This is a genomic window from Pigmentiphaga litoralis (assembly GCF_048632615.1).
Lineage (GTDB): Bacteria > Pseudomonadota > Gammaproteobacteria > Burkholderiales > Burkholderiaceae_B > Pigmentiphaga > Pigmentiphaga litoralis_B.
This window is the reverse complement of sequence record NZ_CP184479.1, coordinates 3,361,004-3,384,796: the sequence shown is the minus strand read 5'-3', so window position 1 is coordinate 3,384,796 and position 23,793 is coordinate 3,361,004. Positions and strand designations below refer to the sequence as shown.

At 63.9% G+C, this 23,793-nt stretch carries 20 protein-coding genes, 1 tRNA gene and 2 pseudogenes; 14 read left to right on the top strand and 9 right to left on the bottom strand.

The features are described from left to right. Positions 1 to 5: 5 nt before the first annotated feature. The gene (locus tag ACNANG_RS15425) at positions 6 to 1,778 is read left to right on the top strand and encodes a DUF4153 domain-containing protein (RefSeq protein ID WP_420223715.1); all 1,773 of its coding nucleotides are present in this window, start codon (positions 6 to 8) and stop codon (positions 1,776 to 1,778) included. A gap of 87 nt (positions 1,779 to 1,865) precedes the next feature. Here ACNANG_RS15425 and ACNANG_RS15420 read toward each other — a convergent pair whose 3' ends face one another. The 6 genes and pseudogenes from ACNANG_RS15420 to ACNANG_RS15395 form a co-directional block, all read right to left on the bottom strand. Continuing rightward, complete coding sequence (locus ACNANG_RS15420) at positions 1,866 to 2,744, bottom strand: LysR family transcriptional regulator (protein WP_420223714.1); 879 nt, start codon at positions 2,742 to 2,744, stop codon at positions 1,866 to 1,868. 52 nt (positions 2,745 to 2,796) lie between these two features. Continuing rightward, a complete protein-coding gene (locus ACNANG_RS15415) occupies positions 2,797 to 3,714 on the bottom strand; it encodes a pyridoxamine 5'-phosphate oxidase family protein (RefSeq protein WP_420223713.1) in 918 nt (305 codons plus the stop codon). Positions 3,715 to 3,824: 110 nt separating this feature from the next. Next, positions 3,825 to 4,436 (bottom strand): glutathione S-transferase family protein, encoded by a 612-nt coding sequence (locus tag ACNANG_RS15410; RefSeq protein ID WP_420223712.1) that lies wholly within the window; start codon positions 4,434 to 4,436, stop codon positions 3,825 to 3,827. 1,103 nt (positions 4,437 to 5,539) lie between these two features. After that, a complete protein-coding gene (locus tag ACNANG_RS15405; protein WP_420223711.1) occupies positions 5,540 to 5,830 on the bottom strand; it encodes a DUF3297 family protein in 291 nt (96 codons plus the stop codon). A 122-nt stretch (positions 5,831 to 5,952) separates the two neighbouring features. Beyond that, positions 5,953 to 7,034, bottom strand: a pseudogene (locus tag ACNANG_RS15400) (tripartite tricarboxylate transporter substrate binding protein). Between the two features lie 14 nt (positions 7,035 to 7,048). Next, entirely contained in the window at positions 7,049 to 7,552 is a 504-nt protein-coding gene (locus tag ACNANG_RS15395) for a GlcG/HbpS family heme-binding protein (protein WP_420223710.1), read from the bottom strand. A 114-nt stretch (positions 7,553 to 7,666) separates the two neighbouring features. On the opposite strand from ACNANG_RS15395, the gene ACNANG_RS15390 reads away from it, so the two are divergent. The 7 genes from ACNANG_RS15390 (at position 7,667) to cydX (ending at position 15,783) form a co-directional block, all read left to right on the top strand. Then, entirely contained in the window at positions 7,667 to 8,566 is a 900-nt protein-coding gene (locus ACNANG_RS15390) for a LysR substrate-binding domain-containing protein (RefSeq protein WP_420223709.1), read from the top strand. 75 nt (positions 8,567 to 8,641) lie between these two features. After that, positions 8,642 to 9,196: a GbsR/MarR family transcriptional regulator gene (locus tag ACNANG_RS15385; protein WP_420223708.1), complete on the top strand. Its 555-nt coding sequence runs from the start codon at positions 8,642 to 8,644 to the stop codon at positions 9,194 to 9,196. 174 nt (positions 9,197 to 9,370) lie between these two features. Next, on the top strand, positions 9,371 to 11,104 hold the full coding sequence (locus tag ACNANG_RS15380) for an ABC transporter ATP-binding protein/permease (RefSeq protein ID WP_420223707.1): 1,734 nt from the start codon (positions 9,371 to 9,373) through the stop codon (positions 11,102 to 11,104). Further along, a complete protein-coding gene (locus ACNANG_RS15375; RefSeq protein ID WP_420223706.1) occupies positions 11,101 to 12,792 on the top strand; it encodes an amino acid ABC transporter ATP-binding/permease protein in 1,692 nt (563 codons plus the stop codon). Before ACNANG_RS15380 ends, ACNANG_RS15375 begins: the two co-directional genes overlap by 4 nt. A gap of 29 nt (positions 12,793 to 12,821) precedes the next feature. Further along, positions 12,822 to 14,432: a cytochrome ubiquinol oxidase subunit I gene (locus ACNANG_RS15370; RefSeq protein ID WP_420223705.1), complete on the top strand. Its 1,611-nt coding sequence runs from the start codon at positions 12,822 to 12,824 to the stop codon at positions 14,430 to 14,432. 4 nt (positions 14,433 to 14,436) lie between these two features. After that, positions 14,437 to 15,591 carry a cytochrome d ubiquinol oxidase subunit II gene (gene cydB / locus ACNANG_RS15365; protein ID WP_420223704.1) on the top strand — a complete coding sequence of 385 codons (1,155 nt, stop codon included), beginning with the start codon at positions 14,437 to 14,439 and terminating at the stop codon, positions 15,589 to 15,591. A gap of 48 nt (positions 15,592 to 15,639) precedes the next feature. Then, positions 15,640 to 15,783 (top strand): cytochrome bd-I oxidase subunit CydX, encoded by a 144-nt coding sequence (gene cydX / locus ACNANG_RS15360; protein WP_420223703.1) that lies wholly within the window; start codon positions 15,640 to 15,642, stop codon positions 15,781 to 15,783. 153 nt (positions 15,784 to 15,936) lie between these two features. On the opposite strand, the gene ACNANG_RS15355 is transcribed toward cydX, so the two are convergent. Then, a tRNA-Phe gene (locus tag ACNANG_RS15355) sits at positions 15,937 to 16,012 on the bottom strand. Positions 16,013 to 16,162: 150 nt separating this feature from the next. Continuing rightward, positions 16,163 to 17,505: pseudogene (gene gdhA / locus ACNANG_RS15350) on the bottom strand (NADP-specific glutamate dehydrogenase). 241 nt (positions 17,506 to 17,746) lie between these two features. Here gdhA and hemA point away from each other — a divergent pair. From hemA to ACNANG_RS15320, 6 genes are all read left to right on the top strand, one after another. Then, the gene (gene hemA / locus ACNANG_RS15345; protein ID WP_420223702.1) at positions 17,747 to 19,027 is read left to right on the top strand and encodes a glutamyl-tRNA reductase; all 1,281 of its coding nucleotides are present in this window, start codon (positions 17,747 to 17,749) and stop codon (positions 19,025 to 19,027) included. A 6-nt stretch (positions 19,028 to 19,033) separates the two neighbouring features. Continuing rightward, complete coding sequence (gene prfA, locus ACNANG_RS15340; RefSeq protein ID WP_420223701.1) at positions 19,034 to 20,113, top strand: peptide chain release factor 1; 1,080 nt, start codon at positions 19,034 to 19,036, stop codon at positions 20,111 to 20,113. A gap of 3 nt (positions 20,114 to 20,116) precedes the next feature. Continuing rightward, positions 20,117 to 20,944 (top strand): peptide chain release factor N(5)-glutamine methyltransferase, encoded by an 828-nt coding sequence (gene prmC / locus ACNANG_RS15335; RefSeq protein ID WP_420223700.1) that lies wholly within the window; start codon positions 20,117 to 20,119, stop codon positions 20,942 to 20,944. Positions 20,945 to 20,991: 47 nt separating this feature from the next. After that, a complete protein-coding gene (gene grxD, locus ACNANG_RS15330; RefSeq protein ID WP_420223699.1) occupies positions 20,992 to 21,315 on the top strand; it encodes a Grx4 family monothiol glutaredoxin in 324 nt (107 codons plus the stop codon). 66 nt (positions 21,316 to 21,381) lie between these two features. Continuing rightward, entirely contained in the window at positions 21,382 to 21,897 is a 516-nt protein-coding gene (locus ACNANG_RS15325; protein ID WP_420223698.1) for a nucleoside 2-deoxyribosyltransferase, read from the top strand. Then, complete coding sequence (locus ACNANG_RS15320; protein ID WP_420223697.1) at positions 21,894 to 22,373, top strand: hypothetical protein; 480 nt, start codon at positions 21,894 to 21,896, stop codon at positions 22,371 to 22,373. Before ACNANG_RS15325 ends, ACNANG_RS15320 begins: the two co-directional genes overlap by 4 nt. 75 nt (positions 22,374 to 22,448) lie before the next feature. Here ACNANG_RS15320 and ACNANG_RS15315 read toward each other — a convergent pair whose 3' ends face one another. Continuing rightward, on the bottom strand, positions 22,449 to 23,768 hold the full coding sequence (locus ACNANG_RS15315; protein WP_420223696.1) for a multidrug effflux MFS transporter: 1,320 nt from the start codon (positions 23,766 to 23,768) through the stop codon (positions 22,449 to 22,451). Positions 23,769 to 23,793 lie beyond the last annotated feature (25 nt).

The window sequence follows — 23,793 nt, the reverse complement described above, 5'->3', positions numbered from 1 at the left end:
TCGCCATGCCCCTCATCGCATCCGCTCCACCTCTCCCCCACACCACGCCCCGTCTTTGGCTGCACGTTGCCCTTGGCGCCGCCCAAGGCGCCGGCCTGTGGGCGTTGATCGAGCTCGCAGACAAGTCCTCGGCCTCGTCTTACGGGCCCTTGCTCGTCGCCCTCATGTACGCGACGGCCGTTGCGCCTTCCGCCTGGCACTTTTCGCATGACGGCTTTGCGCAACCACGCGCGCGCATCGCTTTTGCGGTGGTGATGGCGATGATGTTCGCAGCGTTGGGCGCGCATGCCGCACCGCCCGCCTTCCAGCCGGTGCACGACCTGTTTCCAGTGTCATTCCTGTTCGTCAGTGCACTGTTGGCTTTCGTGCTGGTGGCATTGGCGTGCGGCGTCGACATGGGGGCCAGGCGCATCGTGTATGAGCGGCTCTTCGACATCGCATGGCGCAATGCCATGCTGGTGGCGGTTGCCATGGCCATTACGGGGCTGTTCTGGCTGCTGGTGTGGTCGGCGGCATCGTTGATGGAAAGCATCGGGCTGACCGTCGTGGAGCGGGTGGTGAGTCACCAGGCATTCCAGTTGCCCGTGACGGGCGCGGTGCTGGGGCTGTCCATCGGGCTGGGGCTGACACGTCCCGAGATGCATGCCATGCTGCGCCGCTTCTGGTTCGCGTTGACGGTCTGGATGCTGCCGGTGGCATTGGTCTTTTCTGCTGTCTGGGTCGTCGCGTTGCTCTTTACTGGCGTTGACCCACTGTTTGCGACCCGGCGTGCCGCGCTCTATCTGCTGTGGTTCTGCGCGCTGGCGGTCAAGTTCGTCAACGTGGCGTTTCGGTTCGACGGCGACACGCCCGCCTATCGCCCAGGGCTGGCGCGCGCGTTGCAATGGCTCTGGCTGACGATTCCGGTGTTCCTGGCACTGGCCGGATGGGCACTGCTGGAACGCACGCAACAACATGGCCTGACGACCGAGCGGGTGTGGGGCGGGCTCGTGTGGATCCTGCTGACGATGTACGGGCTGGGTTACGCCATGTCCTTGCCGCGGCCTGGCCTGTGGATGCGCACGGTACCGTCCACCAATATTGCCGTGGCGATTGTCGGTGTCGTCCTGGCGGCCGCATTGATCAGCCCGGTGGCCGACACCCGCAAGCTGGTGACGGGCGATCAGATCCGGCGGCTCCAGCAAGGCAAGGTCACGCCGCAGGATTTCGACTGGCAGTACCTGGCCAGGAGGACCGGACCATATGGCCGTGACGCATTGACCCGCCTTGCCGCGCAAGACGCCGGCGACGCCCGGCAGCAAGAAATCCGCCGTCTTGCGGCGTCGGCCCTGACCCAGTACGACGACATCCCGAAAACCCCGCCGCACTCGGCGGACGCACGCGCGGATGCCACGCGCAAGGTTCCGGTCAAACCCGATGGGCAGACCCTGGACGACGCCACGGTCCGCTGGCTGGCCGACCCGGCCAGCAAGGACGGCGACTTCGACACGATCTGCCTGGTCGAGCCCCACCGCTGCGCGATCTGGATGGTGGACATCGACAACGATGGCGAACGCGAACTGGTGGTGATGTCGGACGTGCATGGCAGCGTCCAGGCTCTGCTGTACGTCCGCTCCGCCACGGGTTGGCAACGCCAGGGCCGCCTGGGCAGCTACGGCGAAGGCCCCAACCTGGCAGCCTGGCTCGCCGCGATCGATCGCGGCGATGTGCAGCGCGTGCCGCGCCGCTGGCCTGACATCAAGATTGGCGATCGAACGTTGGAGGTGTATCCGTATTGACGCGCGACTGCGGCTTGCGAAGGAGGTGTGGCGATCCGCCGTAATGGGACATGGGCGGATCGCGGGACGTGGGCCGCTCGCAAGACGCTAGCGCGTCGACAACCGCTTCGCCGCCAGGTCCACGAACGCCCTGACCTTGGCCGGTGCATGGCGGCCTGCGGGGTACACCACGTGAATGGGCAGCGGCGGCTCTTCATGATCGGCCAGCACGATCACCAGGCGGCCGTCTTTCAGTGCCGACGCGATCTGGTACTCCGGCACCCGCGCCACCGCCATGCCGGCGATCGCGGTAGCAATGACGGCTTCATTGGTGTTCGACTGCAGCCAGGTCTGCACCGTCACTTTGTGGTCACCGGCAAAGCGCCATTCCGGCGACACCCAGGCACCTGTGGATGCAGCGACACGATGGTTGCGCAGATCGGCAGGCACGGCAGGCGTGCCATGGGAAGCGAAATAGGACGGCGCGCCGCAGACCACGCGCCTGACTTCGCCTACCCGGATGGCCGTGTAACCTGAGTCCGGCAGGTGGCCGATCCGTATGGCCACATCGATGCCCTCTTCCACCAGATTCACGGGCCGATCCACGAACAGCGTTCGGGCGTTGACAGCCGGATGGGTAGACAGGAATTCATGGACGATGGGCAAGACATGCATATGCCCGAACAATGCCGCCGCGGTGATCGTCAACGTGCCCGACGGCGTGGCGTACGAGCCTGCGGCGGAGGCTTCCGCTTCGGTGATCTGGGCAAGGATACGACGGCAGTCATCTAGATACTGGCTGCCCGACTCGGTCACCTTGACCGAGCGCGTGGTGCGCACCAGCAGCCGCGCACCAATCGCATCTTCCAGCGCGGCAATCGCGCGCGTGACCGCGGGCGGGCTCATGTGCAACTGCCGCGCGGCTTCGGAAAAGCTCTCGGTTTCCGCGACCTTTACAAAGATACGCATAGCCTGCCAACGATCCACTCTGCCATCCCGTTCTGTTCGTATGCGGCATGTTACGCGCAAGGGTCTCCCATCAGCCAGTGCCCCGGCTGCGCACCGCCAGCGCCCCGGGCCGACGCACGATGCGCCGGGGCCTGAAGGTCCACAGCCGTTCCGCGCCTTCGAATCTGGCAAGGTCAGGCGTATCAAGGATCACCTTGGCATCCCCCGTCATCTGCAACACGTTGCCGTTGACGAAGTCAACAAACAGCAATCCTGCCTTCCCGTTCACCACCAGATTGCCGAGCGTCGAGAAGAATTGATTGCCGCTGTAGTCGGGGATCGTCAGCAGTCCATCCGCGTCAACCTGCACAAAGCCCGCCTTGCCGCCCCGATGGGACACGTCCACCTGACGACGCGACTCGCGATCGACGTATGACGCCACGAAAAAGGTATCCGCATTGCGGACCATACCCGCCGCAGCGTCGTCCAACACGTTGATCTCTTCAACGATCCCGGTCCCGGGCCGCAGTGGATCGCGCACCAGGTCCACATCGCGCACCGTGATGTACCGCGGGCAATTGCCGAAACTCTGGTCGACCTGCACCCGCCACCCCTGAGCGGTCGGCTCGACCACCCCATTCATCCGGTTGCGGCGGCGCGTATGCATCTCGATGCCAAGCAGGCCAATCGGGTCGCCCGCCCGCAGCCCTGCCTGCGCCGGATCGTTGACATCAGCAAGCATTGCGATATCGAGCGTGGCAGGCGTTGGTGAAGACATGAACCCCGGCTTGCCTGTAAGCAGGGTGGCCCACGCATCGCCGTGCTCGTCGACACTGCCAGCCACCACGAAGGGCAGTTGCGCGTAGAAGTCGCGGTGCTGGTCCGGCATGTGGTCCCGCACGATCCGCGGCCCGATCGCCTCCATCCGTTCCGCCACCCCCAGCTGTTCCTGAAGGGCCTTTTCACCTGCATGCCAGGTTGGCAACGTGGACAGGGTCGTTGTCATCATCAACATCCTTGGAAGGGAGAAGCTAAGGGGCGGAGAGACGGCTCGCTTCAGGCTAGCGACGTCATAAAGATGCGTCAGGCCGGAAGGCGTCAGATATCACGCTGCAGGCGTCACGCGGCAAGGCCGATCGCCGTTTTCTTGAACGGGACGAACCCTGGCAACGCTTCCACCCGCCGCAGCAAGGCGTTTACCGCTGGATAGCCAGACAGATCCACGTTGCCCTCCGGCGCCTGCGCGACATAGCTGTAGATCGCCACGTCGGCAATCGTCGGGCCGTCGCCCACCAGCCACTCGCGCCCGGCAAGGTGCTGCTCCATCTTGGACAGGATCGCGTGGGCGCGGGCAATGACCTCATCCGCATGGAACCTGGCGTTGAACACGGTAATCAGCCGCGCCGCGGCCGGCCCGTACGCCACCTCGCCCGCCGCCACCGACAGCCACCGCTGGACCGCCGCCGCCCCGCGCGCATCGTCGGGCAGCCAATCGCTGCGGCCGGCCTTCTTGGCCAGGTAGACGAGGATGGCATTCGAATCCGCGATGACGACCCCGTCGTCGTCCAGCACGGGGACCTGGCCGAAGGGATTGAGGGCCAGGAAGTCGGGCTGCTTGTGAGCCCCGGCCGCCATGTCGACTTCGATCATTTGGTGCGGAATGTCGAGCAATGACAGGAACAGCGCCGCGCGGTGGGCATGGCCGGACAGGGCGTAGTGGTAGAGCTTCATGGGTCATCTCCGAAGGGGATCGGGGGTGTCCCGTTCCATGACCCAAACGATACTCAGCATGCCGAGCAAATAGAATGCGCGTTATGTGCAGGATTTAATTCCACTTATCGGGACAATTGATGTGCATTGCGATGGTGACAAGCACAAATGGTTAGGAGCCATCAATCAAGACGATGGTCATGCCCGTTTTCTCAAGATGCTCGCTTTTTGTCCGATACACCCTAAAGCCACGCAACATTTCGCCGTCAGGGCAAGATCCGCTGCTGCTCAGCTACGACGTGGTTTCGCCAACGTAGACAAAAATTAATGCCGGAGGGGATAAAGGTGCCTATCAGAAAAATCCTAGCGGGAGCCTTGGTCGTGCTGACCGTCGTGCTGACCGGTTGCGCGGGTGGACCGCAGAGGTATGTCGAAGCTTGCAAAGAATTTGCTGCCGATGCTGTTGCCCATGTCGAGTGCATGCAAGGCAGGCTACGAGCGGCCCCCTTCATTCCGGAAAACGTGCGGTCGCGCATCGATTTCATGGCCGTCTCAGCCCGCAGCCTAGACGAAAGGACGAAAGCAGGAGAAATCACACGTGAGGAGGCGCAAACAACTTATGAAACCCTCGGGCGTGAGTTGGACAAGCCCCCGGCACCAGGCACCTCGACGGTCTACGTGTCTAAAGAGACCTTAGATGTGATTAAACTTCCGGCAGACACGCCAGCCTTTAGTCGGTATATCCAACCGGCTCTTTCTGCACGAGGCGGATACAAGAACATTCTGACCGAGAGCAAGACAGAGTCAAGTGGAAGCGCTCCTTGCGTTTCATCGACCTGTGGCCCGGTGTCCGTCAGAGGGTATTACCGAAAAGATGGCACGTACGTACGTCCGCACACGCGTTCGTCGTCCGGTTCTGGAAAGGGTCGACGTTAATCGACGCACTCTTGACCGCGTACGCGCGGCGGGAAGTCATCTAATCACCTGTGCGCCATGCGCTGATTCAACGCGTGGATCCGATCCACCGAACAATCATCGAACGCCCGCAGTACCCCGGGCACATGCTGTCTGCTTGGGTGAGGTCAAGAACAGCCCGGTCGCGCGGGCGGCGCGCCGTCGCGCCTTCAGCGATAAAACGCCTCGACCTTGCCCTTGAGCTTGATCAACAAAGGTTGTCCCCGGCGGTCTTTGGCCTTGGGCGACCGCACGCGGATCCAGCGTTCGCTGATGCAGTATTCCTCGACGTCGGTACGTTCGACGTCGTTGAAACGGATGCCGATGTCGTGTTCGAACGCTGCCGCGACATGGTGCGGGCTGCGGGGATCGATCGAAAGGTGGTCCGGCAGAGCGGGACGGGAGTCGGCGCTGGGGGACGTGGTTGCGGGGGTGTCGCTGTGGGTGGTGGTGTCGGTCATGTCAATGAGAGCCATGCGAAAAAGGAAGCGGCCGCCAGTTTACCGGCTGAAGCCGACACGCGTGACTGACCCGGCCTGATCTGCCCTTTAATGCGCGACGGCACGCCCACTGGATCGCTCCCTCACTCGTCCGCAGTGATGCCCAACTTGGTGAGCAGTTCGCCCCACTTGACGGTTTCTGCCGCAATGAACTTGCCGAAATCCGCCGGCCCCAGGTAGCCCACCGTTGCGCTTGCCGCGTCCAGGTGCGTGCGCATGTCCGGACTCGCCATGATCTCGCCTATCGTCTTGCTCAGGGTGTCGACGACGGCAGTGGGCGTGCCAGCCGGCGCCAGGATGCCCCACCACAGATCGCCATCGAAGCCGGTCAGGCCGGCTTCCTCGAACGTAGGTACATCGGGCAGGGCCTTTTGCCGTGTGGCGCCGCCCACGGCCAGCGGGCGCAACAGGTTGCCCTTCACGTAAGGCGCTCCCTGCAACACGGTGCCCATGGCCATTTGCGCGTGTCCGGCGGCCACGTCGGTCATGGCCGCGCCGCCCCTTTGTAAGGCACGTGCGTCATGGTGATGCCCGCGCGGCTCTGGAACAGTTCGCTGGCCAGGTGCTGCGCGCTGCCTACGCCTGACGACACATAGTTGAGCTTGCCGGGGTTGGCCTTGCCGTAGGCAATCAGTTCCGCCAGCGTCTTGACTGGCAGCCCGGGGTAGATCGTCACCAGTTGCGGTGCGGCCGCGAGCTTGGCCACCGGCGCAAAGTCCTTGGCCGGGTCGTAGGGCAGCTTGCGATACATCTTGGTGTTGGATGCGTAGGGCGTGGATGCCAGCAGCAAGGTGTAGCCATCGGGACGAGCCTTCGCGACCAGGGCGGTGCCGATGGTGCTGCCCGCGCCGCCCCGGTTTTCGACCACGAAAGGCTGGCCCAGCCGCTTGGCAAGTTCTTCGCCGATCAGGCGGCCGACGATGTCGTTGCTGCCGCCGGGCGCAAAGGGAATCACCAGCCGCACGGGGCGATCAGGGTAGGTCTGGGTCTGCGAAGAGGATTGGGCCTGGGCCGGCGCTTGGCCCTGGGCCTGCGCGACAGATTGAGTCTGGCTCTGGGCCTGCGCTGGAACCTGAGCCTGGCTAGTGCTGGCAGACAGCGCGCACGTGATGGCCAACGGCGCGGCAGCCAGACGTATTGACCACTGAGACAAGGTACGGTGCATGGTCGCCTCCCCTTTCATACCGGCTTGCGCGGATCAACGATGGGCGGGCCTACCTTGATATTGAGCCGGCGCACGTCTTCCGGACTGAAGTCCTCATCCGTCTTGAAACCCGCCGCACGAATGCCTGCCAGCGCGCAGATATCGTCGACTTCGTTCACGTCGCCCGTGACGCCGATGCAGGCAATGATTTCACCCGCGTCATCACGAATCAGTTGCGCGCCCGCCTCCAGAAAAATCGGTCCCGGAGCCAGGTCGCGCAGGGTGTCCATGAACAGCGGTTTGTCTTTCGCCTTCTGCAGCACCATGCGCGACGATCGATTCATGGCCAGCGCGGCCCACGCCTTGCCGCGGGAAATCTCGAACCGCATGATGGACGCGCCGTCCTGCCTCAGGAAGGCTTTGACGTGCCCGCCTGCGTCCAGAACGATGGCTCCCAGCCCGTGGGCCTGTTGCCGGTGGGCTTCCTTGAAGGTTTCCAGAATGATGGAAAGCGCTTCTTCCATGGAGATGCTGCGCATGTCTCGACACCCGATCTTATGGTTTTGATGTCGTCAGCGTAGCGATCGCCGGGCCATGAGAGAAATGAATTATTGTTCACCAGTCATTCACGGCATTCATTACTGGAACGGATGATGAAGATCGATCTTCCCGGCCTTGAAGCGTTCGTTACTGTCGCGCAGTTCGGCAACTTCACGCGCGCTGGCGAACACCTGAATCTGTCGCAGACCGCCGTGACCCATCGCATTACCAAGCTGGAACGGAACCTGGGCGTGAAGCTGCTGCATCGGTCCACCCGCGATGTGATGCTGACCCGGGCAGGGTCGGACTTGCTGCCCCGGCTCAAGACGATCCTGGGTGACCTTGGCGGCGAACTGCTGCGCGTGCGCATGGAAGCCGCGCACACCGATGCACCACAGCTGACCGTCGCCTGCCTGCCCACCATTGCCATGGACGTGCTGCCGTCGGCGCTGGCGGTTTTCCAGCAGCAGCATCCGGCCGTCAGGGTGCGGACCTTCGACACGTCGGCCGCCGAGATCCCACCACTGATCACGCAAGGGTCCGCCGAAATTGGCCTGACGATCATGGCAGCAGGCAACGAAGACCTGATCACAGAGCCCTTGTTCACCGAAGACTATCTGCTGGTGTGTCCGGTGGGCCATCGTCTGGGCAGGCGCAGAGAGATCCATTGGTCGGATCTCAGCCAAGAACAACTGATCCGCGTCAGCCCGCACACGGCCAACCGCTACATCGTCGATCAGGCGCTTGGCGAAAAAAGCGAGCACATGAACTGGGTGCACGAAGTGCAGCACACCTTGACCGCCGTGCGGATGGTGCAGGCCGGCCTGGGCTTGACGGTCATTCCCCGCAGCGCGGTGGAAGGACTGCGATCGGAGGGCATTTCGTTCACGCCGCTGGTCGGGCCGAAGGTGACGCGGACCATCTGCTTGCTGTCACGGCGAGGGGCGGCGCTGTCGGGACTGGCGCAGGCGTTCCGGGCGGCCATGGTGGGGACGGTGCGGCAGTCTGCGTGATGGATGTTGGCAACGACATTCCCTGCACAACCGTATTCCTGTTAATATTCATAAAATATTGAAATTTGGAAAGACATGTCACCGGTCGTCGAATCGTTCGTTGCGCACTTTGGCGAAATGGGCAGCAGATGGGGCATCAACCGTACCGTCGGTCAGGTGTACGCGTTGCTGTTCGTCTCCCCACAGCCGCTGAACGCGGACGAGATTGGCGAAACCCTGGGCATCTCCCGGTCGAACACCAGCATCAGCATCAAAGAACTGGAAGCATGGCAGCTGGTTCGCCTGACGCGCACCCCCGGCGACCGGCGCGAGTACTACAGCACGCTAGGCAGCGTGTGGGACATTTTCAAGGCGGTCGCCGCCGAACGCCGCCGTCGGGAGGTCGAGCCCACGCTGACCATGCTGCGTCAGTCGCTGCTTGATCCGGGCGCGAACGCGGCCGACCGGTATGCGCTGGAGCGCATGCGCGAAATGTATGAACTGGCCGAAATGTCCAACAACTGGTTCGAGGAACTGCAGGATCTGTCTCCGGAATCCTTGTTGCAGTTGATGAGCCTGGGCCGCAAAGTCCAGAAGCTGCTTGCTGTCAAAGACAGGGCCACCGCGCCCTTGAGAAAGAAACCCCGCTAACGCCTTTCCGGCGACCCCCCTCACACCGACACCGACACCCCCGACAACCCGATACCCAGGGCGCAAACTTCGCGCCTTCCCTCGATTTTAATTTTCACTAATTACTGAAATATGGAAAACGAAAGGCCGGCAGTACGCAATGCAGGCAGTGTCATATTGGCGCTGGCGGCCCTGATGTGCATTCCTCAGGCTGCGTTGATTGCAGCGGCCGTGCATCAGGTCGCCCTCGGCCAGGGCGCCGCCGCCGTCGTGCTGCATGCCGTGGGGTTCGTCGGGTTGGGCGTCCTGCGATCAACCTTGGATGCCTGGGCTGCGCGGCGTCTGTTCCATGATGCCCGCGCCTCGGTGTCTGCGTTGCGCGACCGCGCAGCCACTGCCCTTGCCGCCCGTTCGCCATTGGATGTGTCGCGTCCGGCCTCGGGTCAGGCAGCCAGCGTGATCGGCGAACAGGCCGAAACCCTGGTTCCGTGGCTGACGCGCTATACCCCGGCGCGGTGGCGGGTGATGCTGGTGCCCCCTGTCATTGCGATTGTGGTCGGCATGCATTCCTGGGCGGCGGCGCTGATCCTGGTGGCGGCGGCGCCACTGGTCCCGATCTTCATGGCCTTGATCGGTTGGCGGGCCAAGGCGGCCAGCGAAGCGCAGTTGGGCGAGATGGGTCGCATGAATGGGCTGCTGCTGGACCGGCTGCGGGGACTGACGACCTTGCGGGCACTGGGTGCGGTGACGATGACGGCAACACGGATCCGCGATCACGCGGAATCGCTCAGGACCCGCACCATGCATGTCCTGCGGATCGCGTTTCTGTCGTCGGCCGTGCTTGAACTCTTCGCTGCGTTGGGTATTGCCTTGACCGCTGTCTACGTCGGCTTCCATCTGCTGGGTGAACTGGCGTTCGGGGCGTGGGGCCGCACGTTGACGCTGGCCGAAGGCCTTTTCATCCTGCTGCTTGCGCCTGCGTTTTTCGAACCCTTGAGAGATCTGTCGGCGGCTTGGCACGATCGCGCTGCCGGTGAGGCTGCAAGGGATGCGATTGGCAAGTTGATTGAGGTCGATGCCGGCGGCGTGGGCGGTGTAGTGGGCGGCGGGGACCGCGATGCGTGCAGAGCGTCCGTAGCGCCCGCCTTCGCCGCTGCACCTGCCCTTGCCGCTGCACCTGCCCTTGCCGCTGCACCTGCCCTTGCCGCTGCGCCTGCCGTTGCCATTGCGCCAACGCCTGCCGCTGCGCCCGCTGTCGAGCACACAACCGTCGCAACGCCCTCCCCCGTGATCGCCCTGCGCGGCGTGAGCGTGGACCGGCACGGCGGCGCACCGGCGCTGCAGTTTGCAGACACCGATATCCACGCAGGGCAGCACGTCGCGTTGTGGGGATCGAGCGGCAGCGGCAAGACGCTGTTGCTGTCGTTGATCGCCGGCCTGATCCAACCCCGGACCGGCACGGTAACCATTGGCGGCGCGGTGCTTCGCGACGACACCGCAACGGCCGTACGACAGCGCATGGCCTGGATGGGCCAGACGCCGCATGTCTTTGCCGGTTCGGTCAGCAGCAACGTCTTGCTGGGTCAGCCCGATGTGTCGCGCGAACAGGTGCAGCAAGCCTTGCACGCGGTCGGCCTGACCGACGCCCTGCAGCATGGCGTGTCCCGCAACGTAGGCGAAGGCGGCCTGGGCTTGTCGGGCGGAGAAGTCATCAGGCTGGCGATGGCGCGCGTCGCGGCCCGGCCGGGCGCCGACATCCTGCTGATCGACGAACCGACTGCCCACCTGGATAACGACACTGCGCAACAGGTGATCTCAGCCTTGTTGCAGATGGCCGTGGGCCGCACGCTGGTAGTCGCCACGCACGACCCTCGCCTTGCCGAGCATATGGACCGGATCATCCATGTCGACGCCGAGGTTCTGCCATGAGCAAGGCCAATGACATGGTGACCATTGCGCGGTTCTTCCTGCGTGCATCCCGTTGCTCGCTGCTCCTTGGCCTGGTGCTGACCGTGGCCACCATGGCGATGGGAATCGCTTTGCTGGGGGTGTCCGGCTGGTTCATTACCGCAACGGCATTGGCCGGCGCGTCGGTGGCATCGGCGATCGCATTCGACGTGTTCATGCCGTCAGCGGCCATCCGCCTGCTTGCGCTGGGGCGAACGCTGTCCCGCTACGCAGAACGGGTCGTCACGCACGACGCCACGTTCGGCGTCCTGGCCCAACTGCGCGAACGGTTGTTCCTGGGATGGGCGCAACCCGGGGCGGCTCGTGACCTGGCAGCCCGCCCTTCACGATGGCTGTTCAGGTTGACGGCGGACCTGGACGCGCTGGAGTCGCTCTACCTGCGTCTTGCCGCGCCCTGTGCCGCGGCCATCGGGGCTGCCCTGCTTGCGGGGGTGTTGCTGGCAAGTCTGGATGCACGGCTTGGCGTGGCCGCGTTCCTTGTGGTGTGCGGGGTCGGGCTGGCCGGGTCCGTCATCCTGATGCGCCGCGCATGGCCCCATGCCGTGCGTCGTGCCAAAGCGGTGGAACGCGTGCGATCGCACACCATCGACCTAGTGGCGGGCCAGACGGAATGGATCATGGCCGGTCAGCTGGACGCACAGATCGCGCGGCTACGGGCAAGCGACCGTCAGCTTGCGCGCGCAGACCTTGCACTGAACCGCGCCGAGGTCATTGCCACATGGATACAGGGCGTAGCGGGCACGCTGTTCGTGGCCGCCGTCCTTCTTGCCGCGGCGGAACTGGCCGCGACCGGCGTTGCTACCGTCCCGATGATGGCGCTGGCAGTGCTGGTCGCGCAGTCGGCTATCGAACCCTTCGCCGCCCTGAGACGCGGCGCGCTGGAAGCAGGACGCACCTGGCTGGCCGCCCGTCGCATCGCGCCCAGGTTGCGCACGGGGGGCGACGCGGCGCGCTCTATGCAGGCGCCAAGCGACGGGATGGCCTGTACGTTGCACGACGTGTCCGTCAGCTCTGCATTGGAACACCGTGCGGCGCTCGATCACGTCACGGTCTCGATCGCCAGGAGCGAGCGCGTGGCGCTGGTCGGCCCGAGCGGCGCCGGCAAGTCCACGCTGCTGTCGGTGCTGGCGGGCGACGTCACGCCACACCAGGGCAAGACCGCCAGCCTGCCCGCAACCTTGTTTACGCAGCGTACTGAACTCTTCCAGGACACGCTCAGGGACAACCTTCGCCTGGCCGACGCCACGGCAGATGACGCGCGACTCTGGAACGCACTGACCGACGCCGGCCTGGCAAACGACACGGCAGGGTTGGACCAAGGCCCGGACACATTCCTTGGCGAGGGCGGACAAGGCCTGTCGGGCGGCCAGTCCCGGCGGCTGGCGCTGGCCCGCCTGCTGCTGCACGACAGACCGGTATGGCTGCTGGACGAGCCGACCGAGGCCCTGGACGCCTCCACCGCACGAGACGTCCTGACCGTACTGGCCCGGCGCGCAGGCCACCGCACCATCGTCATCGCCACGCACCTGCGGCGCGAAGCGGCCCTGGCCGACCGCCTGCTGGTGATCCGCGCGGGCAAGGTGCAACACGACCTGCTTCGAGGTACCCCCGAATTCGACGCGGCGCTGTCGGCGCTGCGTCCAGATTGACCTTTTGACCCGATAAACCAAGGACTTCCATGGAACTCGATATCGTAGGGCTGTCCCGCCTGCAGTTCGCGATGACGGCGCTGTATCACTTTTTATTCGTACCGCTGACACTCGGCCTGTCGGTGCTGGTGGCCATCATGGAGACCGTCTACGTCATGACCGGCCGCCCCATCTGGCGTCAGATGACCAAGTTCTGGGGCACGCTGTTCGGCATCAACTTTGCGATGGGTGTCGCGACCGGCATCGTCATGGAGTTTCAGTTCGGCATGAACTGGAGCTACTACAGCCACTATGTCGGCGACATCTTCGGCGCGCCGCTGGCCCTGGAAGGACTCATGGCCTTCTTCATGGAAGCGACCTTCATCGGCCTGTTCTTTTTCGGATGGGACCGGCTGTCAAAGGTCTCCCACCTGGCAGTGACCTGGCTGGTCGCCATCGCCACCAATTTTTCGGCGCTGTGGATCCTGATTGCAAACGGGTGGATGCAGAATCCCGTCGGCGCCACTTTCAACCCGCAGACCATGCGGATGGAAATCCATGACTTCGCGGCCGTCATCTTCAACCCGGTCGCCCAGGCCAAGTTCGTGCACACCGTGTCCGCGGGCTATGTCATCGCGGCGATATTCGTGCTGGGCATATCCGCCTGGTACCTGCTCAAAGACCGACACGGCGAACTGGCAAAGCGGTCCATGACCGTCGCGGCATCGTTCGGCCTTGCCGCGTCATTGTCCGTGGTCGTGCTGGGCGATGAAAGCGGCTACCTGTCGACCGAACACCAGAAAATGAAGCTGGCCGCCGTCGAAGCCATGTGGCACACCGAACCCGCCCCCGCTGCCTTCACCCTGTTCGGTCTGCCCGACCAGGCCGCGCGCGAAACGCACTACGCAATCCACATCCCGTGGGTCATGGGCCTGATCGGCACACGATCGCTCACCACCGAAATCCCTGGCATCCATGAACTGGTCGACCTGGCGAAGGTCCGCATCCGGCAAGGCATACGGGCGTATGACGCGCTCGAACACATTCGTGCCGAGGGCAGCACCACCGCCATCTCACCCGCCCTGGCCGAACGGTTCGAAGCCGATGGGCGTCTGCTTGGCTACGCGCTGCTGCTAAAGCGGTACGTGAATGATCCGCGCGACGCCACCGACGCGCAGATCGACCAGGCGGCCTGGGACACCGTCCCGCAAGTGGCGCCGCTCTACTGGTCGTTCCGCATCATGGTCGGGCTCGGCATGTTCTTCATCATCCTGACCGCCACGTTCTTTGTGCTGTCCGCCCGCCGCCGTCTGGATGCGCACCCGTGGCTGCTCAAAGTCGCGGTCTTCTCCATCCCTCTGCCCTGGATCGCCGCCGAATGCGGCTGGATCGTGGCAGAACTGGGCCGCCAGCCCTGGAGCATCGAAGGCGTGCTGCCCACCGCCGTGGCCGTATCGAACCTGGGCGTCCAGACCGTGCTGACCACGCTGATCGGTTTTGCCGCGCTGTACACCGTGCTGCTCGTGATCGAAATGAAGCTGATGCTCAAGGCCATCCGCAAAGGCCCCGAGCCCGAGCACCAACGATCCACCGGCACGGCCGCCCCCATTCTTGGCCACGGCGGCGCGCTGCGCACCGCTCCGATGATCTCTGAGGAATGACATTGTGATCCTGTACGAACTGATGGACTACGGCACCTTGCGTGTCATCTGGTGGGCGCTGCTGGGCGCGCTGCTGGTCGGCTTTGCCGTCACCGATGGCTTCGACCTGGGCACCGGCGCGCTGCTGACCGCAGTGGGCCGCACCGACCTGGAACGACGCGTCGTCATCAACACCGTCGGCCCAGTATGGGAAGGCAACCAGGTCTGGCTGATCCTGGGCGGCGGCGCCATCTTCGCCGCCTGGCCGCAGCTGTACGCTGTGTCCTTCTCGGGCTTCTACTTCGCGATGTTCGCCATCCTGCTCGCCCTCATCATCCGCCCCGTCGCATTCAAATTCCGCAGCAAACACGCGTCGCGCCGATGGCGGTCGGCATGGGACTGGAGCCTGGTGTTCGGCGGCATCGTGCCTGCCGTAGTCTTTGGCGTCGCAATGGGCAACGTGCTGCAAGGCGTGCCCTTCCGGCTGACCCCCGACATGCGCATCTTCTACGACGGCACTTTCTTTGACCTGTTGAACCCCTTTGCCTTGCTGTGCGGCCTGGTGTCGTTGGCGATGCTGCTGATGCACGGCGCCGCGTGGCTGGTCTTGAAGACCGACGGCGCCGTGGCGGGTCGGGCAAGGCGGTACGGCATCGTTGCCGCCCTGGCTGTGGTGGTCTTGTACGCGCTGGCCGGCGTGATGGTGTGGACGGGTATCGATGGCTATCGCATCACCAGTTCATTTGTTGCCGACGGCCCGTCCAATCCCTTGTTCAAAACCGCCGTGGCGGAAGCAGGCGTGTGGTTCGACAACTACCTTAGCCACCCCTGGACCTTGGCCGCGCCCGTTGCCGGACTCGTTGCCGCCGTCCTGGCCGCACTAGGCCTGTACCTGAAGTGGGAGCGCATCACGCTGGTGGTCAGCAGCGTGTCGATCGCCGGCATCGTGTTGAGCGTTGGCGCATCGATGTTCCCCTTCATCCTGCCCTCGTCCATCCAGCCGTCGGCCAGCCTGACGGTCTGGGACGCATCGTCCAGCCACTTGACGCTGTTCATCATGCTGATCGGAACGTGCGTGTTCTTGCCACTGATCGTTGTGTACACGACCTGGGTGTATCGCGTGTTGTGGGGCAAGGTCAGCGCCAGCGATATTCAGGATGGGCGTGGGCATGCGTATTGAATGCTTTGATCTGCGTATTGAATGCTTTGATTATTAAGGAGAGTGACGATGTGGTACTTCGCGTGGATTCTGGGCCTGCCGCTGGCGGCGACTTTTGCGGTGCTGAATGCGATGTGGTACGAGTTGATGGATGATCGGGCGGAAGCCATCGGCGGTGGCTTGGCTGCGCGGGCTGAGGAAGGTACGGCCTGATCAGGGATCAGCACTGGGCTGGCCGACCGCCGTCCAGTGCCGAAAGGCTTGATTAGTCGCTGCTGGTCGCAGGCCAGACAGCGTCTGATCGCTTGGAGTGCGATTTGGAATGCAAAAGGCCAGTTCCGAAGAACTGGCCTTTTGCAGAAATTTTGGTGGCCTGGGGCGGAATCGAACCACCGACACGCGGATTTTCAATCCGCTGCTCTACCAACTGAGCTACCAGGCCATCTGTACTGTCACGATACGCCTTTGAAGGAGGCGACCGGCTGTTCGAACTCAGCGTTTGCGCTGCGCCCTGAACAGCACGAAATAATACACGATTTTTTGCGGCCGTCAAAACGGCAATCGATCCATCGTGATCAGAACGCAGCCGCCGTCAGATCACCCCCAAGGCATCCATCGCTTCCGCCACCCGCACGAACCCGGCAATGTTCGCCCCCAGCACATAGTCCCCGGGCGCGCCGTACTCGTCCGCCGTCTCGGCGCAGCGATCATGAATGGACCGCATGATCTCGGCCAGCCGCGTCTCGGTCTTTTCAAACGTCCAGCTGTCCCGCGACGCGTTCTGCTGCATCTCCAGTGCCGACGTGGCGACGCCGCCGGCGTTTGCTGCCTTGCCGGGCGCGAACAGCACGCCGGCGTCCTGGAACAGCTTCACGGCATCGGGGGTGGACGGCATGTTGGCGCCCTCGCCGACTGCGATCACGCCGTTGGCAATCAGACGTTTTGCGTCTCGCCCGGTCAGTTCGTTTTGCGTGGCGGAGGGCATGGCGACGGCGCAGGGGACGTCCCAGATGGAGCCGTCTTCGATGTAGTGGGCGCCGGCGCCGCGCAGTTTGACGTACTCGGACAGGCGGCCGCGGCGGACTTCCTTGATCTCTTTGACAAGGTCCAGGTCGATGCCGTTGTCGTCGACGACGTAGCCGTTGGAGTCGGAGCACGCGGCGATGACGCCGCCGAATTCCAGGACTTTTTCCATGGTGTAGATGGCGACGTTGCCGGATCCGGAGACGACGGTGCGTTTGCCTTCGAAGGTGTCGCCGCGCGTGGCCAGCATGCGTTCGACGAAGTAGGTGGCGCCGTAGCCGGTGGCTTCGCGGCGGGCGCGGGATCCGCCGTGGAACAGGGCTTTGCCGGTCAGCACGCCGGCTTCGTATTTGTTGGTCAGGCGTTTGTATTGCCCGAACATGTAGCCGATTTCGCGGCCGCCGACGCCGATGTCGCCGGCGGGCACGTCGGTGTATTCGCCCAGGTGGCGATGCAGTTCGCTCATGAACGATTGGCAGAAGCGCATGACTTCGCGGTCGGACCGGCCACGGGGTTGAAGTCGGACCCGCCTTTACCGCCGCCGATGGGCATGCCGGTCAGGGCGTTCTTGAAGGTCTGTTCAAAGCCCAGGAATTTGATGATGCCGACGTTGACGGACGGGTGGAAGCGGATGCCGCCTTTGTAGGGGCCGAGCGCCGAGTTGAACTGGACACGAAAGCCACGGTTGATCTGGACCTGGCCGCTGTCGTCGATCCACGGCACGCGAAAGATGATCTGGCGTTCGGGTTCGCACAGCCGTTCGATCAGGGCGTTGTCGGCGTAGTAAGGCCGCTTGGCGATCACGCGGCCCAGGCTTTCCAGGACTTCTTTGACGGCCTGATGGAATTCCTGTTCGCCAGCGTTGCGGTTCATGACTTCGTTCAGGATGGGCTGCAGCTTTTCATCGATCATGCGTTGGGAGTCTCCGACAGTTCACGTTCACCGCGTTTCTACCTACGGCGCACCACATTGGATCATGAACCATCCCCATCAATGCACCAATATGGGTATATACGTAGACGCCTTGATGGTCATGAAGATTTCCAATAGCCGCGGTCTATTGCCCTGTTCGCCCAATACAATTCGGTCCTGCGCAGGTGCTGCCCTATAATGGATGGCTAAGCCGCTGGTCAAGCGGCGCCTGAACCCCGCCATGTCTGTCGACGTCCTTACCTTTGGTCTGAATCACGTCTCTGCCCCCGTCTCGGTGCGCGAGCGTGTGTCGCTGCCTATCGAGTTGCTGCAGCCGGCGCTTGCGGGCTTGCGGTCGGCCTTTGGCGGCGCGGTGACGGAAGCGGCGATTCTGTCCACCTGTAATCGGACCGAGATCTACTGTGCGGCCGATTCGCGCGTGGCCGAGCAGTTGCCGGCGTGGCTGGCGGATTTTCGCCAGTTCGATACCAGCCAGTTGCAGCCGCATTTGTATCGGCACATGCAGGACGATGCGGTGCGCCATGCGTTTCGGGTTGCCAGTGGGCTGGATTCGATGGTGCTGGGCGAACCGCAGATCCTGGGTCAGATGAAGGACGCGGTACGCGCGGCCGAAGATGCCGGGTCGATGGGCACCTTGTTGCACCAGCTGTTCCAGCGGACGTTTTCGGTGGCCAAGGAAGTGCGGTCGCAGACGGCGATCGGGTCGCAGTCGGTGTCGATGGCGGCCGCGTCGGTGCGGCTGGCCGAACGGGTGTTCGGCGACCTGAAAGAATGCAATGTGCTGCTGATCGGCGCGGGCGAGATGATCGAGCTCTGTGCGACCCATCTTGCTGCCCACCGTCCAAAAAAGATGGTGGTGGCGAACCGTACGGTGGAACGCGCCGAAACCTTGGCGTCGAAGTTTTCGGCGGGCGCGATGCGGCTGAGCGAATTGCCGGACCGGTTGTGCGAATTTGACGTGATTGTGTCCAGTACGGCCAGTTCCTTGCCTATCCTCGGACTCGGGATGGTGGAACGGGCGACCAAGACACGCCGGCATCGCCCAATGGTGATGGTGGACCTGGCCGTGCCGCGTGATATCGAAGCGGAAGTCGGCCGGCTGGATGACGTGTACCTGTATTCGGTGGACGATCTGGGCCGGCTGGTGCAGACCGCGACCGATGCACGCAAGGCAGCCGTGACGCAGGCCGAGGCGATCATCGAAACGCGGGTACAAAATTTCATGCACTGGATGGACTCGCGCGAAGTCGTGCCCGTCATTCAGTACATGCACCAGACTGCCGACGCCGTGCGCGCCGCCGAACTCGACCGGGCGCGCAAGGCGCTGGCGCGGGGTGACGATCCGGAGCAGGTCATGGAGCAGTTGGCCCATGGGCTGACGCAGAAGTATCTTCACGGCCCGCTGGCCGCGCTAAACCATAGCGACGGCGCTGACCGCAAGCAGTTGCTGGCCTTGTTGCCGCGCCTCTTCACGTCACGCGCTTCGCGTAACGACCACTAGCCTTCAATGAAAGCATCGATGCGGTCCCGGCTCGAGCAATTGACTCGACGCCTTGCCGAACTGGACGGCTTGCTTGCCGATCCCGATACGGCCCAGGACATGGACACCTTCCGCAAGCTGTCGCGCGAACGATCGGAACTCGAGCCGGTGGTGGTGGCGTTCGGCGCGTACACGGGCACCGAAGACGACCTGGCGACGGCGCAGCAGATGCTGTCCGACCCGGACATGAAGGGCCTGGCCGAAGACGAATTGAAGAGCGGCAAGCAGCGGCTGGCCCAGCTCGAGTCGGAATTGCAGGTGTTGCTGCTGCCCCGCGATCCGGACGATGGCCGCAGCCTGTTCCTGGAAGTGCGCGCCGGCACGGGCGGCGACGAAAGCGCCCTGTTCGCCGGGGACCTGCTGCGGATGTATACCCGTTTTGCCGAGCGCAATCGCTGGCAGGTCGAGGTCATGTCCGAAAGCGAATCGGAGCTGGGCGGCTACAAGGAGGCGATCGTGCGTATCGCGGGCGATGGCGCCTACGGCCGGCTGAAGTTCGAGTCGGGCGGGCACCGGGTGCAGCGCGTGCCCGCGACCGAAACGCAGGGCCGCATCCACACGTCGGCGTGCACGGTGGCGATCATGCCCGAGGCCGATGAAGTGGCCGAGGTCAACATCAATGCGGGGGATTTGCGCATCGATACTTTCCGGGCCAGCGGCGCGGGCGGCCAGCACGTGAACAAGACGGATTCTGCCGTCCGGATCACGCATCTGCCGACAGGGATCGTGGTGGAGTGCCAGGACGACCGGTCGCAGCACCGCAATCGGGACAAGGCCATGAAGGTGCTGGCCGCGCGGATCAAGGATAAGGAAGTGCGCGAGCGCCAGGCCAAGGAAGCCGCGCAGCGCAAGAGCCTGGTGGGGTCGGGGGATCGGTCGGAACGTATCCGCACCTACAACTTCCCGCAGGGCCGGATTACCGATCACCGCATTAACCTGACGCTGTACAAGCTGCAGAACGTGCTGGATGGCGACCTGGACGAAGTGATTGCCGCGCTGGCGTCGGAACACCAGGCCGAGCTGCTGGCCGCGCTGGGCGACGAGTAAGCCGTGGCGGCTGCCGATGTCCGCTCGCTGATTGCCGCCAGCGGACTGCCGGTGCTGGAAGCCCGGGTGCTACTGGGCCATGCGCTGCGGGTGAATCGGGCCTGGCTGATCGCGCATGACACCGATCCGCTGACCGAGGAACAGGTCAGCGCTTACCAGCAACTGGCCGAACGGCGGCGCGCCGGTGAACCGGTGGCGTATCTGCTGGGCGAAAAAGAGTTCATGGGGCACACCTTTCAGGTAACGCCGTCGGTGCTGATCCCGCGCGCCGATACCGAGGTGCTGGTGGAAACCGCCCTGGCCGATCTGGAAGGCAAGATCCGCCCTGCCGTGCTTGACATGGGCACTGGCAGCGGCGCCATCGCGATTTCGCTGGCGCTGGCGCGGCCGGATGCCGACGTGGCTGCCACCGATGTGAGCGCTGACGCCCTTGCGGTGGCGCAAAACAACGCCATATCGTTGGAAGCACGCGTGCGCTTCGGGTTGGGCAGCTGGTTCGACGCACTGAACTCGGCCAGCCTGCCCCCGGTCTATGACGTGATCGTGTCGAACCCGCCGTATATCTCGTCGGGCGATGCGCACCTGGATCAGGGCGATTTGCGGTTTGAACCGCGGCAGGCGCTGACGGATTTTTGCGATGGCCTGGATGCCTTGCGGATCCTTGTTGCCGGCGCGCGGCCGTATCTGAATGCCGGGGGCAGCCTTTGGCTGGAACATGGTTGGGACCAGGCGGCCGCCGTGCGCGAGCTGCTGGTGGCGGCCGGATTCCAGCGAGTTGGCAGCCGCCGGGACTTGTCGGACATCGAACGGATTTCCGGCGGATACCTATAATCGATGTATTCACTCTCTATTCCATTTTCTAGCACGTGAGGTTCGCCATGAGCGACGTACAAGAATTTCTGCGCGAAACCGTGACCGACAATCCGGTCGTCCTGTTCATGAAAGGCACCGCGCAGTTTCCGCAGTGCGGCTTTTCGGGCAAGGCCATCCAGTTCCTGAAGTCCAATGGCGTGAAGCAGCTGACCACGGTCAACGTGCTGGAAGACGCCGAGGTCCGCCAGGGCATCAAGGAATTTTCGAACTGGCCGACGATTCCCCAGCTGTACATCAAGGGCGAATTCGTAGGCGGCTCGGACATCATTGCCGAACTCGACAGCACAGGCGAACTGAAGCAGATGCTGGCTGACGCCGGCGTGGTCTGACGCAGCCCGATCCGCTATGGCGGTATCCCCTGCCGCCTGTTCCTGGCGCCCGACACGGAGACTGGCATGAAAATCTATCTTGCCGGGCCCGATGTGTTTCGGCCCGACGCGGCGGCGTTCGGACGCAGCTTGCAGACCCTGTGCAATGAACTGGGCCTGACCGGGTGCTTTCCGCTCGATAACGAGCTGAAGACCGGCCTGTCGGGCCCGGACGCCGCGCGCGCGATCTACGAAGCGAACGTGGCCATGATCCGCGATTGCGACGCCATCATGGCGAACCTGAATCCCTTTCGCGGACGCGAGCCGGACTCGGGCACGGCGTTCGAAGTGGGCTATGCGGCGGCCTTGGGCAAACAGATCTGGGTCTACACCAGCGAACCCCGCAATCTGGTGGAGCAGTGGGCCGAGACGGACCCGGTGCTGCAAGGCCCTCAAATCGACGATGCGGGCATGCTGGTCGAGGACTTCGGCATGAACCTGAACCTGATGCTGGCGTGCAGCAGCGCCCATGTGGTGATTGGCACGGCGCACGAGTGCCTGCGGCGCATTGCCGCGCGACAACTGTCCGAAGGAAAAGAATGATGACTGTCCTGCGCGGCGCTGTGAGTGCTTGCCTTCTTGCGGGCGCCTGCCTGGTGTCTTCCGCAGCGTTTGCGGCGCAGGCCGCGGCACCGGCGCGGTCACCTGCGGCGGGGTCGTCTTCGGGATCGGCTTCGGGGTCGTCTTCCAACAGCGCGCCGGTTGCCATCACGCCGCAGCTTGAAGATCGCATTGTCATGTCGCTGCTTGCCGCGATCCAGGCCAAGGATTATCAGCAGTTCGTGGGCCTTGGGAACGCGAACTTTGGCAAACTGGACAAGGCGGCGTTTGATGCGGTGTCGACCCAACTGAGCCCGCGTCTGCAGGCCGGCTATACCGCCGACCGCCTGACGCAGTATCAGCAGCAGGGCTACGAGTTTTCCTTGTGGAAGATTTCGTTCAAGGATAACGGTGACGACATCATCGGGACGCTGAACGTGGCGCGCGATGGCAAGGTCGGCGGGTTCGTTCTGCGGTGAAACGCTGATGCAGCGCGTTGCCGAACGTTCGTGGCGCTGCGCATTCGTACGACGATCTGACGCAACGTTTACGCCTTAGCGGGCGCTCGTCGTTCCCCCAGCATGGGTGGCCGCCACCGGCTCCGCCGCCTTTGCCGCCCGCCACCGCCTGTCGTGCGGGCGCACCCAGAACGTGTAGATGCTTAGCGCCAGCAGGGCGCAGCCCAGCATCACGCCCATCATGGCCCGGGCCGTATGGCCGTCGTAGAAGAAGGTCACGAGCGAGCCGGACACCGCGCCCACGCTCATCATCAGCGCGCCCACCACGCCCGACGCCACCCCGCCCGCTTCCGGCACCGGCTCGACCGCCGCATGGGACGCGTTCGGCGCGATCAGTCCGAACGAAAACGTGTTGACCATGAGCACCGGAATCAACAGCGCCAGCGGCAAGGTGTTGGTGAAGGCCATGATGGCCAGTACCAGTGACGTTCCGCTCGACAGCCCCAGCCCCACCTTCAGCAACCGGTGCGGCGACACGCCACGCGTATTCAGACGGCCGTTCAGGATGGACGCGAGCATGATGCCAAAGGCCGTGCCGGCAAACACCAGGCCGAAGCCCTGCGCGGACATGCCCAGCGTTTCCATCATCAGCAAGGGCGACCCGGTGATGTACGCGAACTGGCAGCCAAAGGTCAGCGCGTTAACGGCCGCGTTGCCGAACGCCACCGGGTGGCTGATGACCCGTTTGTAGGTCTTGGCCAGCGCGGACACCGACAGGCTTTTCAGCATGGTCGATGCCGGCCTGCTTTCGGGCAGGCCCAGGTAGACCGCCAGGGTCACGACCGCCCCGGCGATCGTCATGAATAGGTAAATGGCGCGCCAGTCGAACATCACCAGCACCCAGCCGCCCAGGGTCGGCGCGATCATCGGCGCCACGATCCGCACCGTGGCCACATAGGACAGCCTGGCCCGCGCGAACTGGCCTTCGAACAGGTCCCGCACGATGGTCAGGGACATGACCATGCCGGCCCCCGCGCCGACGCCCTGGATCGCGCGAAAGGCCAACAGGGCTTCGAGTGTCGGCGCCATGGCGCAGGCGGCGCTGGCCAGCGTGAACAGCGTGCTGCCAAACAGCAGCACCGGCCGCCGCCCGTACCGGTCCGCCAGGGGTCCGTACGCAATGGGCGCGATGGCAAAGCCGACCAGGAACACACTGAGGGTGAGCGCGGCCCGTGAGGGCGATACCTGCAGCGACGCGCCGATTTGCGTCAACGCCGGCAAGGACATGTCAGTCGCCAGCGCGGGCAACGCGGACAGCACCGCAAGAAGAAAGATGAAGGCGACGGATTCGGGACGGATGCGCATGGGTGATGGCGGGCTGCGGGTGGCCGGCAGCGCCCTGGAGAGGGTCTTCAAGTTTACCTGAGCGACCCGCCTGCAC